Raw genomic sequence first — 13,663 nt, 5'->3', positions numbered from 1 at the left:
GTGCCCGAAATCGGAAATTCCCACCGGGGTACGCACACCCCGGTGGGAATTTTCCGTCGGTCCGGTGACCGGTCGTGTCCGCCGGTCAGCTCAGCTTGGCGAGCTGGGCGTCGCTGATCTCCGTGGGGAACGGGAAGTCCTCGCCCGAGGCGGCCGAGGCGAAGTTGAGGACGACGAAGGAGGCGACGGTGGAGCCCTTGCGGCCGACGAGGACCTTGACCGGGAAGTCGTCCCCCTCGTCGCCGGTCACGGTCAGCGTCAGCGCGACCGCCTCGTCGGCGCCGCCGGGCGCCTCGGTCTCGGTCACCTTGGAGATCCTGGCCTTGTTGCCGGCCGCGGTGTAGGGGAAGCCGCCGGCGCACGTGCCGGCGGACGCCTTCAGGTCCTTGACGACCGCCTCGGCGCCGCCGTCCTCGTAGGAGGCCAGCGTCACCAGCATCTTGTCCACGTCGAACGCGCCGGCGAGGGCCTCCTCGGACACGTCGCCCGCGGCCGGTTTCTTCGGCTCCTCCGTCCAGGACCGCTTCACCGTGGCCGCCGGCTCGCCCGCGGCGACGCCGGTCTGGGCGAGGGCGAGCGGCCGGCACGCCTGGTTGTCGGCCTGCACCTTGTCCTGCGCGATGTCGTCCGTCGGGAGGGCCGGGGTGACCTTGCCGTTCTTGACGTCGGCCTGGGCCAGGACGGCCTTCTCCAGCTCGGCGGCGGTCAGCGCCTCTGCGGCGGCCGGGGCCGCGGGGGCGGAGGCGTTCTTGCCGCCGCCGGCCTTGTCGCCGTCACCGGTCTTGTCGCCGCCGTCGTCGGAGGAGCCGCCGCAGGCGGTGACGAGGAGTGCCAGGGCGGCGCCGGTGGCCGCCAGGGCGGTACGGCGCACAGCGGTCGTTCTCACGTGGGGTGACTCTTTCTGCCAGGAACGCGGAGGAGCTCCGCGTGTTTCGCGCGCACTGTACTCACGGGTGATCGTCGGTTGATCATTTCGGCATCACCCGGTACCCGAATGTGACGCCGACGTGATCATGGTCCGCGGAGCGCGGTCGCGGAACACGATCACGGAGCGCGGTCGCGGAGCGCGGTCCGGCGTGACGCAGCACACCTGCCGCCCTGTTCGAACTCCGTTAACAATGGAATGTGATCTCTCCGGCCCCCTCGATGCCCTCGAGCGCCCACCGGCACAGGCCGGAGGCGACTCCCTACGTCGACCTCACCCGCACCGAGTGGAGTGCGCTGCGTGACAAGACGCCGCTGCCGCTGACCGCCGAGGAGGTGGAGAAGCTGCGCGGTCTCGGCGACGTCATCGACCTCGACGAGGTGCGGGACATCTACCTCCCGCTGTCCCGGCTGCTCAATCTCTACGTCGGCGCCACCGACGGCCTGCGCGGCGCGCTGAACACGTTCCTCGGCGAACAGGGCTCCCAGTCCGGCACCCCCTTCGTCATAGGGGTCGCCGGCTCGGTCGCCGTCGGCAAGTCCACCGTCGCCCGCCTCCTGCAGGCGCTGCTGTCCCGCTGGCCCGAGCATCCGCGCGTGGAGCTGGTCACGACCGACGGTTTCCTGCTGCCCACGAGGGAGCTGGAGGCCCGCGGCCTGATGTCGCGGAAAGGTTTCCCCGAGTCGTACGACCGCCGGGCGCTGACCCGGTTCGTCGCCGACGTCAAGGCGGGCAAGGCCGAGGTGACCGCCCCCGTCTACTCGCACCTCATCTACGACATCGTCCCCGGCGAGCGGCTCGTCGTCCGCCGCCCCGACATCCTGATCGTCGAGGGCCTCAACGTGCTGCAGCCCGCGCTGCCCGGCAAGGACGGCCGCACCAGGGTCGGCCTCGCCGACTACTTCGACTTCAGCGTGTACGTCGACGCCCGCGCCGAGGACATCGAGCGCTGGTACCTCAGCCGCTTCCGCAAGCTGCGCGCGACCGCCTTCCAGAACCCGTCCTCGTACTTCCGCAAGTACACCCAGGTCTCCGAGGAGGAGGCCCTCGACTACGCCCGCACCACCTGGCGCACCATCAACAAACCGAACCTGGTGGAGAACGTGGCGCCCACCCGGGGCCGGGCCACGCTGATCCTGCGCAAGGGGCCGGACCACAAGGTGCAGCGCCTGAGCCTGCGCAAACTGTGACGACCGGAGCCCGGGACCGGTAGAAATACCGGATGCTGCATCTGCGCCTGCTCACCCCGGCCGACCGGACCGACGAGGTGGTCCGCCTGATCGACCGGACGGTGGGCACCGCTCACCTCGTCGTGCTCCCCGGTGCCGCCCGCGATCCGGAGGGCGACGTCGTCATGTGCGACGTGGCCCGCGAGTCGGGGGACGAACTCATCAACCGGCTCCGGGCGCTGGGCATCGACGACTGCGGTGCCATCACCGCCGAGAGCATCGACCTGTCGCTGTCCAGACGCGCCGACGAGGCGGAGAAGGCCGCCCCGGGCGAGCCGGCCGACGCCGTGCTGTGGGAGCAGCTGGAGGAGGCGACCCACGAGGAGTCGACCCTCTCCATCACCTACGTCGCCTTCATCACCCTCGCCACGATGATCGCGGCCTGCGGTGTGGTGCTCGACAACGCCGTCCTGATCGTGGGGGCGATGGCGGTCGGCCCGGAGTTCGGTCCGCTGGCCGGCATCTGCACCGCGATCGTGCAGCGGGCGCCGCGGCTCGCGATGCGCTCGGCGCTCGCGCTGCTGGTGGGCTTCGCGGTGGCGATGACGGTGACGGTGGTCTTCAGCCGGGTCATGGCCGGGTTCGGCCTGTTCAGCGAGGGCATGCTGGAGGGCGAGCGGCCCAACACCGGCTTCGTCTACGCCCCCGACGCCTTCTCCCTCGTGGTGGCGGTCCTCGCCGGGATCGCGGGCGTGCTCTCCCTCACCTCCGCCAAGTCCGGCGCCCTGGTCGGCGTCGCCATCTCCGTCACCACGGTCCCGGCCGCGGCGAACGCGGCCGTGGCCCTGAGCTTCGGCGACACGAAGCAGACGGTGGGCTCCAGCGAACAGCTCCTGCTGAACCTGGCCGGCATCGTCGTGGCCGGCACCCTGACCCTGCTCGCCCAGAAGGCCCTGTGGGCGACCCAGCGCTCACGACTCACCAAGCCGGAGAACTCCTGACGAACGGCCGCACGGTCGCCCGGCGGCGCCGGGCCGGCCCGGCCCGGCGCCGAGAACTACCCCAGCGCCGACTTCACCACGTCGGCCAGCCGCCCGGCGACGGACCGGGCCTGCTCGATGTCGGCCGCCTCGACCATGACCCGCACGAGCGGCTCCGTGCCCGAGGGGCGCAGCAGCACCCGCCCCGTGCTGCCGAGCTCCCGCTCGGCCTCCGCGACGGCGGCCGTCAGCTCGGGGGAGGTCTTCACCCGCGTCTTGTCCACGTCCGGGACGTTGATCAGCACCTGCGGCAGCCGCTCCATGACGGACGCGAGGTCCCGCAGCGTACGGCCGGTCTGGGCGACCCGCGCCGCCAGCATCAGGCCGGTCAGCGTGCCGTCGCCGGTGGTGGCGTGGTCGAGGATGATGACGTGGCCGGACTGCTCGCCGCCGAGGGCGTAGCCGTGCTCCTTCATCTCCTCCAGGACGTACCGGTCACCGACACCGGTCTGCACGAAGCGGATGCCCTCGCGCTCCATGGCGAGCTTGAAGCCCAGGTTGGACATGACGGTGGCGACGACGGTGTCCTCGCGCAGCGCGTCCCGCTCCCGCATCGCCAGCGCGAGCACGGCGAGGATCTGGTCGCCGTCCACCTCCTCGCCGGTGTGGTCCACGGCCAGGCAGCGGTCGGCGTCGCCGTCGTGGGCGATGCCCAGGTCGGCGCCGTGCTCGACGACGGCGGCCTTGAGCAGGTCGAGGTGGGTGGAGCCGCAGCCGTCGTTGATGTTGAGGCCGTCCGGCACCGCGCCGATGGTGACGACCTCGGCGCCGGCCCGCGCGAACGCCTCGGGCGAGACCCGGTGGGCCGCTCCGTGCGCCTCGTCCAGGACGATCTTCAGCCCGTCGAGACGGTTCGGGAGGACGCCGACGAGGTGGGCGACGTACTGGTCGAGGCCCTCGTCGTAGGTGCGGACGCGGCCGACGCCGGCGCCGGTCGGCCGGTCCCAGGGGGTGCCGGTGCCGTGCTCGGTGTAGAGGGCCTCGATCCGGTCCTCCAGCTCGTCGGCGAGCTTGTGGCCGCCGCGGGCGAAGAACTTGATGCCGTTGTCGGGCATGGCGTTGTGGCTCGCGGAGAGCATCACGCCGAGGTCGGCGCCGAGCGCGCCGGTGAGGTGGGCCACGGCGGGCGTCGGCAGCACGCCGACCCGCAGTACGTCCACGCCGGCGCTGGCCAGACCCGCGACCACGGCGGCCTCCAGGAACTCCCCGGAGGCGCGCGGGTCACGGCCGACCACGGCGGTCGGCCGGTGTCCGGCGAAGGTGCCCGCCTCGGCCAGTACGTGCGCCGCGGCGACGGAGAGACCGAGCGCCAGCTCGGCCGTCAGATCCGCGTTGGCGACACCGCGCACGCCGTCCGTGCCGAAGAGTCGTCCCACTTGTCCTCCTGAGGAAACGTCAATTCAGGGAGCCGGTCGTCCGGTGCGGTCCGCACCGCCGGCTCCCGCGGCCAGGGGCACGCGTCACACCGCCACACCCCGGCCATCCGATCACACAAGCCTTTGAACAACTGAACATCAGAACGTCTGAGCACCTGAGCATCTCGACGTCTGAACGAATCAGCGCTTGAAAGTCTCAGCGTTTGAGCGCTTCAACGTCTTGTGCCGTTATACGCCCAACGGCGGAGATACACGAACGCCCCGGAAGCACAGTGGCGTGCCGCCGGGGCGTTCGGAGTACAGCCGGGCGTGTTTAGCGCTTGCTGTACTGCGGAGCCTTGCGGGCCTTCTTCAGACCGGCCTTCTTGCGCTCGACCGCACGGTCGTCGCGCTTGAGGAAGCCGGCCTTCTTCAGCGGGCCGCGGTTGTTGTCCACGTCGGCCTCGTTCAGCGCGCGGGCGACACCGAGACGGAGCGCACCGGCCTGACCGGAGACGCCGCCACCGGCGATGCGGGCGATGACGTCGTAACGGCCCTCGAGCTCGAGCACCTTGAAGGGCTCGTTGACTTCCTGCTGGTGCACCTTGTTCGGGAAGTAGTCCTCGAGGGTGCGACCGTTGATCTTCCACTTGCCGGTGCCCGGGACGATCCGGACACGGGCGATGGCGTTCTTGCGACGGCCCAGGCCGGCGGCCGGCTGGGGCTCGCCGAAGCGGGACGCCATCGACTCCGAGGTGTACTCGCCCTCGACGGGGACCTCGGACTCGGTGGTGTAGCTCTCGATGTCGATCTCTTCGATCGGCTGCTCGGCAGTGGTCTCGGCCACGATGCTCCTCAGATTCTCTTCAGTCTTAGGGGGTGGCCGGACTTACTGCGCGACCTGGGTGATCTCGAACGGCTGCGGCTGCTGCGCGCCGTGCGGGTGCTGGTCACCCTTGTAGACCTTCAGCTTCGAGAGCATCTGACGGCCCAGCGTGTTCTTGGGGAGCATGCCCTTGACGGCCTTCTCGATGGCCTTCTCCGGGTTCTTCTCCAGCAGCTCGTCGTAGCGCACCGAGCGCAGACCGCCCGGGTAGCCGGAGTGGCGGTACGCCATCTTCTGGGTCCGCTTGTTGCCGGAGAGGTGCACCTTGTCGGCGTTGATGATGATGACGAAGTCACCGGTGTCGACGTGAGGCGCGTAGATCGCCTTGTGCTTGCCACGGAGGATGGAGGCGGCGGTGGAGGCCAGACGACCCAGGACGACGTCCTGAGCGTCGATGACGTGCCACTGGCGCGTCACATCGCCGGGCTTGGGGCTGTACGTACGCACGGTTCGTAGCCTTCGCTTCTTCAGTGAATGGTCCTGACAGGTCACCGAAGACGATCACGACAGCCCTGACCGCACTGCGGTGACGCAAACCGCGTGCCGGTCGCTGGTCATCGGTCCCGGTCGACCGGTGTAAGGGCCCCTCACGTGAGAATGAGCAAGCCAATACACATACGACTGTGCAGCGTACCCGGGGTGCCCCAGCGGGGTCAAAACGGAGCCGCGGGCGTCCGCGCGGCCCCCGGCGCCTCCTCACCGCCGCGGCGCTCCCCGCCCGGGAGGCACACGTCCCGGGACCGCCGCGCCACGGCCACCGCCAGGACGCACAGGGTGAAGGCGTCCTTGAAGGCCCGCTGCCGCACCGTCTCCAGCCAGGGCCAGGTCAGACCGGGCGCCTGGGGCACCAGGGCGATCCAGAACCAGGGCCCCCGGGCCACCGCCCCGGCGTACGGCAGCCCGGCGAGCAGCAGCGGCACCGCGACCAGCAGGTAGTGGTCGTACGACGGCCTGGAGACGAGGAACGCCGAGAGCATCAGGCCGGCGCCGGTCTCCGCGTACCGCAGCGGGCCGTCGTCGGCGCGGCGCCAGCGCAGGTACGCGCAGAGCGCCCCGGCCCCGGCCCCCGCCACCGCGGCCGCCTGCGCGAGCGGCCCGGGGACCCCGAGCCGGGGCAGTACGGCCGCCGGGGACGCCTCGTAGAGCCGCACGAACCCGTCGTCGCCGTGGAGCAGGAACGGCAGGGTGCGGGTGAGGAAGCCGGCCGGGTCGGGCATCGCCAGCGCCGCCGCGCCGGAGGCCAGCGCGGGCACCAGGACGGCCGCCGCCAGGGCCCGCCGGCGCCCGGCGAACACGAACAGCAGGGCCACCGGCGCCAGCAGCGGCTTGAGCGCCACCGCCACGCCGATCACGGCCCCCGCCGCCGTCCACCGGCCCCGGCTCGCCAGCAGCAGGCACAGCGGCAGGGCGACCGCCGCCGTCACCGTCCAGTTGCCGAGCCGCACCAGATGCCCGAACGGCGCGAAGCCCGCCGCGAGCCCGGTCAGGCCGAGGACGGCGAGGCGGCTGCCGAGCGGCACCCGGTGCAGCCGCAGCGCGCAGCCCCAGCCCAGCGCCAGCAGCGCCGTCACCGCGAACGGCACCAGCACCCGCAGCACGGCCCCGGGCAGCAGCGCCTGCGGCACGGCGGCCAGGACGGCGCTCGGCAGATACAGGAAGTGCGGGTCGTCGTACGGGGAGCCGCCGGCCAGCCAGGTCCGGGCGGCCCGCACGACGATCGCGTTGTCCATCCCCCCGTCCGGGGCGGCCCGGGCCGCGCTCAGCGCCACGGCTCCCAGCACCGCCACGAGCACCGTCCACGCGTGCCGGCCCGCGGGCCGCACCAACCATCCGGAGATGTCGTTTTTGCCCGTCCGCATGAGGGGAACGCTAGGCGCTGCGGCCCCTGTCGAGGCGCACCAGCACGCCTGTGGGCCCGTCTAAGATGCGGCCCATGAGCTTTGGGCAGGGGGGACCTCAGTCGCAGTGGGATCCCTGGACACCGCAGTCGCAGCAGCAGCCGCAACAGCAGCCCTGGAACGGCGGCGGTGGCGACTCCCCTGACTGGGCCGCCCTGGCCGAGGCCTCGGAGGCCCGTACCAAGCGTCGCCGGCTGCTGCTCATCGGCGGCGGCGCGCTGGCCACCGTGGCGATCGCCGGCGCCGTGGCCGTGGCCGTGGTCTCCGCGAACGGCTCCAGGCAGGCCGCGGACACGCCCTCCTCGCAGCTGCCGTCGAGCGCGGACATACCCAGCCGGTCGGCCGCGCCCCCCTCCTTCGCGCCGACCAGCGCCCCGCCGCCGCTGGACCCGAAGGACTTCGTCTCCAGCGCCGAGAAGGACAAGGCCCCGCTCGGCCCGGACCTCCTCTTCCCCGGCGCGCGGCTGACCATGGGTGACGCCGTGTACAAGAAGGGCCCGTCCGCCGACACCCGCGCCTGCGCCTCCGCCGCCCAGGCCACCCTGCCGAAGGTCCTCACCGACAACGGCTGCACCCGGCTGATCCGCGTCACCTACACCCGGGACGACATCGCGGTGACGGTCGGGGTCGCCGTCTTCGACGAGGAGAAGCAGGCCCTGGAGGCCAAGGGCGAGACCGACACGAAGAGCATCGTGCGTTCCCTGTCCGGCGGCGGCGTGAAGCCGTTCTGCACGGGCGCGGTCTGCCGCTCCACCACCAACTCCTACGGCCGTTACGCCTACTTCACGGTCGCCGGCTTCACCGACGGCAGGGACGTGACGGAGAAGTCCACGGACGTCTTCCGGGCCGGCGACGATCTGGGCGAGTTCGCCTTCCGGCAGATCCGCGGGCGCGGCGAGACCCAGGCTTCGGCGGCGGCCACGGCCGGGGGCTGACCGCGGGGCCCCGGGGCCGACCGCGGGAGGCCGCCCCCGGGAGGCCGGCCGCCGCCTCCCGTCACAGCCGCTTGGCGCTGCGCAGTGCCCTGGCGTAGGAGCCGTTGCCGTCGAGGCGGGACGCGCCGCCCACATCGCCGATGGTCGGCCCGTCGGCCTCCTGTCGGCTGGACACGAAGACCAGGTGGCCCTCGGTGTCATGGCCCAGCACCATGCCCACGTGGTCCAGCCGCTCCCCGGTGCGCGGGTCGCGCGCGAAGAAGACGAGGTCGCCGGGCTGGAGCCGGTCGATGGCGAGCGGCCGGTGGTCCGGCCCGGCCCCGGTCGGCGGGAGGACGTCGACGCCCTCCCCGGAGCGGGCCATGGCGTCGGCGGTGCACGGCAGGCCGCCGGTGCCGGTGTCGGTGGGCAGCAGCGGGTAGCGGGCGCGGTGGCCGAACACCGTGCGGATGAAGCCCGCGTGGTCCAGGGATCGGGCGCGCGGGGTCTTCGGCCTGCCGGCCGAACCGTCGCGGAACCGGTACGGGACGCCGAGGCAGTCGTAGAAGCCGGACCGCTCCGGGCGCGGCCCGCCGTCCTCGGCGCCGGCGGGGACGGCGCCCCGCCCGTCCTTCTTCCGCGGGGCGCCCGTCACGTACTGGAAGGCGAAGGCGAACAGGTCGTCCTCCGTGCTGTCCCCGTACCGGGCGTACCAGCGCGTGAACCACCGCTCCTTCTCGGCGCCCTTCCGCCAGGGCCGGGGCAGGAGCCGGACCCAGTCCGTGGTGGAGACCCGGGAGGAGGTCGTGGCGGGCTCGGCGAAGGTGCGCACCGGTCCGGTCAGGACGGCGGTGCGCGTCCCGTCGGTGAGCACGGCCCTGACCCGGCCGTCCGCGTCGCGCAGCACGGAGCGCGCGGGGTTCTCCAGCCGGGACCAGCGCTGCCCGCCCCCGTTCTCGGGGGCGCCGCCGAGGGCGTGGGTCCCGTCCAGGACGCCGGCGCTCCGGACCTCCGTGACGCCCGTGACCTCCCGCCCGCGCAGCTCCAGGGTCAGGAAGCCGGAGACCGCGACGAGCACGAGCACCACGAGGCCCGGGACGGCCGGACGCGGCTTCCCTCTGGTCCTCGCCGCCATGATCCGCTCCTCCTCGGTTCCCACTCGGTTCTCCCTCGGGTCTCGTACGGTTCTCAGACGGCGGGCACGACGCCGAGCAGCAGGCCGCCGGCGACGACGACGTAGGCCAGGAGCGAGACGGTGCCCGTGGCCAGCAGGGTGGCGCCCTTCGGCTGGCGCACCATCTGGTACGCGATCAGGCCGGGCACGATGAAGCCGAGGGTCTCGTTGCCGTACATCAGCGGGAACTCGATCGACAGCACGATCATGACCGTGGCCTGGAGCAGCACGCCCAGCAGGACGACCGCGGCGAACAGCCGCTTGCCGTAGAGGATCACCAGCCGCTGCACGACCCTGGTGCCCGCGTAGGTCAGCGCGGTGACGCCCACCATCATGGCCGCGCGCTGGAGGTCCTCGACGAGGGTCAGCGCGATCCAGCCCGGGGTGATCATGCCGCCGGGCGACAGGTTGGTGGTGAGGTAGCACAGCAGCGAGAAGAACAGGCCTATGGCGATGCCGAGGGCGGCCATCTCGGGGGTGAGGGCGGCGGTGGTCAACGGGGTCTCCGGGCTGGTGGGCGGGGGGTTCCGCCGTGGGGGTCGTCGTGCGTCCCGCGGTGGGGCGGCCGGGGGCGCGGGACGGGGGCGTACTTCGGTTCGTGCTCACCGCGCCGCTGGCCCCGCGGTCCCGTCTGCTGGGCCGGGATGCGGACCACCGGGGTTCTCGGGCTCCGCGCGGCCTGGTGGCGTTCCCCGTCCCCGTCCGGGTCCGGGTCGGGGTCGAGGCCGGGGTCCGGGTCCGGCGCGGCGGGGGCGGGCGTGGTGTCGTCGGCCGGGAGCGCGGCCAGGTACTCCAGGAGCTCCTCGCCCTGGCCGTGGATGTTGCCGACGGCGACCAGGGAGGAGCCGTCGCTCATGCGGTCGAGCAGGGCCGGCACGAACTCGTCGGCGGGCCGCCGTTCGCCGCCGAGGTCGACCGCGCGGTCGCGCCACCGGGCCGGGACGGCGTCGAGGGCGCTCCTGGAGGGGTGGCCGATGACGAAGACGTTCTCCGGGTCCAGCTCGGCGACGATCCCGCCCATCTGGCCGTTGCGCTCGACGCGGTCCGGGCGGCAGTTGATCACGATGTTGAGCGGGCGGCGGACGGCGCCGAGGCCGAGCAGCTGGTTGATGTTCATCAGCGTCGACTCGGGGTCGTTGGCCGCGAAGACGTTGGCGAAGGCGAACCGCTTGCCCCCGGGGGCCACATGGCGCTGCACGGAGAGCACGCCCGGGTCCGGCGGGGCGTCGTACATGCCCTGGAGGGCCACCTGCCGCTCCACGCCCAGCAGTTCGGCGACGGCCAGGGCGATCGCGACGTTCTCCTTGAAGGTGAACCAGCCGAAGCCGCGCAGCTCCTCGTCGGTGACCGTGTCCGGGTCGACGCGGATCAGCCGGCAGTTACGGGCGTCGGCCTCCTCCTGGAGGATGGCGAGGCGTTCCTTCTCGGCGGTGACGCAGATGCCGTTCTCCGGCATCGAGCGGCACAGCGAGCGGGCCACGTCGTCCAGGGTGGGCCCCATCTCGGCGAGGTGGTCCTCGCGGACGTTGCACAGCACGCCGATCGTGGAGCGGATCAGCTTGCTCTGGTTGACCTCCTGGAGGGCCGGCATGACGGCCATGCACTCGATGACCAGGGCGTCGGGGCGGTAGGCCGCGGCACGGCGGACGATGCCGATCTGCTCGACGACGTTGGCGATGCCGAACTTGCGGTGGACCGGCTCCTCGGTGGCGTCGGGGTGGATGAAGCGCGCCGCCGTGCCGGTCGTCTTGGCGACGGTGACCAGACCGCCGCCGCGCAGCGCGCCCGCGCACAGCCGGGTGATGGAGGACTTGCCGCGGATGCCGTTGACCAGCACGCGGGCGGGGACGGAGTGCAGTGCCGCGTAGTGGCGGCGCTGCTCCACGATGCCCGCTACGAGCAGGAAGAGGCTGCCGGTCAGCAGGACGACGTACAGGTAGAGCACGGGGGTCACCTTCCTCCGGCGCCGGTCAGGGTCCCGGCGGGCCGGCGGGACTGGTCGTGCCGGCGGGCCCGCAGCTGCCGGCGGAGCAGTTCGAGGCTGCGGGCGACGGCTCCGACCTCGTCGTGGTAGCGGGGGTGGTGCACGGTCCTGAGGTCTCCGTCGGCGAGTGCCTCGGCACCGTCGGCCAGAGCCCTCAGCGGCCGGACGACGACCAGGTACATCCAGCCCAGGCAGACGACGGCCGCGGTGAGGCCGAGCATCCCGAGGAGGACGCTGCGGTTCTCGCGCTCGTAGGCGGCGAGCGCGAGACGGCCGGCGTCCTGTCCGCTGACCACGGTCCAGCCGAGGCCGGAGGAGGCGCCGCCGCCGGAGAAGGGAGCCGCGGCGGCCACGGTGACGTCGTCGCCGTCCCGGACGAGCAGTCCGTTCGCGGCACGGGCGGTGCCGGCCCGCACGTCGCTCGCGCGGACCAGGTCCCTCAGGGCGCCGTCGGGCAGCTCCTCGAAGGCCAGGTAGCCATGGTCGGCGGCGACGGTCCGCGCGCCGGCGTCCACCACGCGGACCTCGCCGAGTCCGGGCCGGTCCAGCAGCGCGTTGAGGAACTCCACCCGGACCTCGCCGACCAGCGTGGCGCCCTCGCGCCCCGGCAGGGGGACGCCGGCCTGGATCACCGGCCTCCTGCCGCCCTCGCCCGAGAGGCGGACCGGGGGCAGGTCCGCGTCGCCGTCCCAGCCGTGCGGGTCTCCCCCGGCGCGGGCAGCGATCTCGCCGTCGGCGTCCACGACGTACAGCGCCCGGTAGCGGGGGTGCGTCTCCAGGACGTCCGTCAGCAGCTTCCCGGCGGTGGCGGGATCGCCGGTGCCGATCATCCGGGAGGCCGGGAGGAGGTCCGTCCGGGCCTCGTCGAGCGCCCGGCGGACGCGGTCGGCGATCAGTCCGGTGCGGTCGCGCTGGTCGTCGACGAGGGTGGCGGGCACGTCCGTCGAGCCGTCGGTGCGATGCAGCAGCAGGCCGACGGGCGCGCACCACAGCAGCAGCAGAACGGCGGCCACCGCCAGCGGCACCCGTACGCCGAGGCGGGCCCTGCCGCGTCCGGTGCCCGGCGCCTCGCCGTCGCCGGCCCCGGTGAGCCGGACCCGCACGCGTTCCAGCGCGGCGCCGATCCGGGCGGCCTCGCCCCAGCGGGGCACCGCGACGGGCCGGGAGAGGTCACCGCGGGCGAGCCGGCGGGACTCCAGGAACAGCCGCAGCACAGGACGCTGTACGCCCGCCCACAGCACGGCCACGGCGGCCGCCCCGAGCACGACCAGCGACCCGGCCGCGACCGGCCCGTACCGGTCCCGGCCCGGGTCCGCGGCATCCGGCTGCCGGTCCACGGGCAGCAGGGACACCACCGTGAGACCGAGACCCGCGGCGGCGCTGTCCTTCCCCTCCGCAGCGAAGGAGAAGGAGGCGGAGGGGGCGAGAGAGGCGTATCCGGCGGTGACGATCCGGCCGCCGTGTTCGTCCCCCAGCAGGGCGCCGCTGACTCCGGGATAACCGCGCGAGCCCGGTTCCCTGGCACTGACCGGGTGCTCCCCGGTCCGTTCGGCGGCCAGGCCGGAGAGCCGCGACAGCTGCCCGCGCAGGAAGGCGAGTTCCGCGCGCTCCCGGCCGGAGCCGGTGGCCCCGGGCCGCTCGAGGCCCTCGGTCGCGAGGATCTCGCCGTCCCGGGTGACGACCGCCATGGTGCGTGCCGGTCCCAGGTCGACGGCGGGCACGGACAGGCCGCCGGACGCGATCAGCAGCTGCCGCCGTCCGTCCTTCCCGTCGAGGGCGGCCATCGTCATCAGGCGGACGGTCCCTGTCTCCAGCCGCACCATGCGTGGGGCGAGGGCGTGTTCCCCGGTGAGGACGTCCTCGTCGAGCCAGCCGAGAGGAATCCTTTCGCCATGTGCGGCGAGCACCTCGCCGCTCTCCACGTCGACCACGGTGGTGCCGGTCCACTTCTGGTAGGTCCGGCCCAGGTCGGACAGGACACGCTCCGGCTCCCCGGGCCGCCGCGCGTTCCACGCGGCGGCGGTGCGCCGCAGGTCCGTGACCCGCTCGTCGATCGAGGCGCGCAGCGCGACGGCGGCGTCCTCCGCGAAGTGCCGCTGCGAGGACAGCACCGCCTCGGGCACCGCCCCGTGGTCACGAGGGCCGAGCACCGTCGCCGTGAGCCCGGCCAGGGCGACGACCAGCAGGCACAGCGCCGCGATCGGGGGGCGGACGCCGCCCAGCAGGGGCATGTCCGCCCGCCTGCGGCGGCGCCGCCGGACCTTCCGCCCGAAGGCCGCGGCACGACTCGTCGTCACCGGTCGGCCTCCCTGGTCGCC

At 73.1% G+C, this 13,663-nt stretch carries 12 protein-coding genes; 3 read left to right on the top strand and 9 right to left on the bottom strand.

Annotated elements, in window-relative coordinates:
• Positions 1–85 precede the first annotated feature (85 nt).
• Positions 86–886 (bottom strand): hypothetical protein, encoded by an 801-nt coding sequence (locus ACFYOJ_RS20945; RefSeq protein ID WP_356552666.1) that lies wholly within the window; start codon positions 884–886, stop codon positions 86–88.
• Positions 887–1,146: 260 nt separating this feature from the next.
• Between ACFYOJ_RS20945 and coaA the strand changes: the two genes are divergently transcribed.
• Both coaA and ACFYOJ_RS20935 read left to right on the top strand, forming a co-directional pair.
• The gene (gene coaA, locus ACFYOJ_RS20940; RefSeq protein ID WP_356552864.1) at positions 1,147–2,115 is read left to right on the top strand and encodes a type I pantothenate kinase; all 969 of its coding nucleotides are present in this window, start codon (positions 1,147–1,149) and stop codon (positions 2,113–2,115) included.
• 32 nt (positions 2,116–2,147) lie between these two features.
• The gene (locus ACFYOJ_RS20935) at positions 2,148–3,095 is read left to right on the top strand and encodes a DUF389 domain-containing protein (RefSeq protein ID WP_356552668.1); all 948 of its coding nucleotides are present in this window, start codon (positions 2,148–2,150) and stop codon (positions 3,093–3,095) included.
• A gap of 56 nt (positions 3,096–3,151) precedes the next feature.
• On the opposite strand, the gene glmM is transcribed toward ACFYOJ_RS20935, so the two are convergent.
• The 4 genes from glmM to ACFYOJ_RS20915 form a co-directional block, all read right to left on the bottom strand.
• Positions 3,152–4,510 (bottom strand): phosphoglucosamine mutase, encoded by a 1,359-nt coding sequence (glmM, locus tag ACFYOJ_RS20930; protein WP_356552670.1) that lies wholly within the window; start codon positions 4,508–4,510, stop codon positions 3,152–3,154.
• 313 nt (positions 4,511–4,823) lie between these two features.
• Positions 4,824–5,336, bottom strand: coding sequence for a 30S ribosomal protein S9 (rpsI, locus tag ACFYOJ_RS20925; RefSeq protein ID WP_161162943.1), 513 nt, complete (start codon positions 5,334–5,336; stop codon positions 4,824–4,826).
• Between the two features lie 42 nt (positions 5,337–5,378).
• A complete protein-coding gene (gene rplM / locus ACFYOJ_RS20920; protein ID WP_356197797.1) occupies positions 5,379–5,822 on the bottom strand; it encodes a 50S ribosomal protein L13 in 444 nt (147 codons plus the stop codon).
• Positions 5,823–6,028: 206 nt separating this feature from the next.
• Positions 6,029–7,234: a glycosyltransferase 87 family protein gene (locus tag ACFYOJ_RS20915; protein WP_356552673.1), complete on the bottom strand. Its 1,206-nt coding sequence runs from the start codon at positions 7,232–7,234 to the stop codon at positions 6,029–6,031.
• A 74-nt stretch (positions 7,235–7,308) separates the two neighbouring features.
• Between ACFYOJ_RS20915 and ACFYOJ_RS20910 the strand changes: the two genes are divergently transcribed.
• Positions 7,309–8,208 carry a hypothetical protein gene (locus tag ACFYOJ_RS20910; RefSeq protein WP_356552674.1) on the top strand — a complete coding sequence of 300 codons (900 nt, stop codon included), beginning with the start codon at positions 7,309–7,311 and terminating at the stop codon, positions 8,206–8,208.
• 61 nt (positions 8,209–8,269) lie between these two features.
• On the opposite strand, the gene ACFYOJ_RS20905 is transcribed toward ACFYOJ_RS20910, so the two are convergent.
• Genes ACFYOJ_RS20905 through ACFYOJ_RS20890 form a run of 4 tightly spaced genes read right to left on the bottom strand, consistent with a single transcriptional unit; the run spans position 8,270 to position 13,576 of the window.
• On the bottom strand, positions 8,270–9,322 hold the full coding sequence (locus tag ACFYOJ_RS20905; protein ID WP_356552866.1) for a hypothetical protein: 1,053 nt from the start codon (positions 9,320–9,322) through the stop codon (positions 8,270–8,272).
• 53 nt (positions 9,323–9,375) lie between these two features.
• Entirely contained in the window at positions 9,376–9,858 is a 483-nt protein-coding gene (locus ACFYOJ_RS20900; RefSeq protein ID WP_356552676.1) for a poly-gamma-glutamate biosynthesis protein PgsC/CapC, read from the bottom strand.
• Positions 9,855–11,306 carry a poly-gamma-glutamate synthase PgsB gene (gene pgsB, locus ACFYOJ_RS20895; protein WP_356552677.1) on the bottom strand — a complete coding sequence of 484 codons (1,452 nt, stop codon included), beginning with the start codon at positions 11,304–11,306 and terminating at the stop codon, positions 9,855–9,857. Before pgsB ends, ACFYOJ_RS20900 begins: the two co-directional genes overlap by 4 nt.
• Positions 11,307–11,311: 5 nt before the next feature.
• Entirely contained in the window at positions 11,312–13,576 is a 2,265-nt protein-coding gene (locus ACFYOJ_RS20890; RefSeq protein WP_356552868.1) for a HAMP domain-containing protein, read from the bottom strand.
• Positions 13,577–13,663: the final 87 nt, after the last annotated feature.

It is taken from the genome of Streptomyces sp. NPDC006384 (genome assembly GCF_042870695.1).
GTDB lineage: Bacteria > Actinomycetota > Actinomycetes > Streptomycetales > Streptomycetaceae > Streptomyces.
This window is presented reverse-complemented; position numbering and strand designations above follow the sequence as displayed.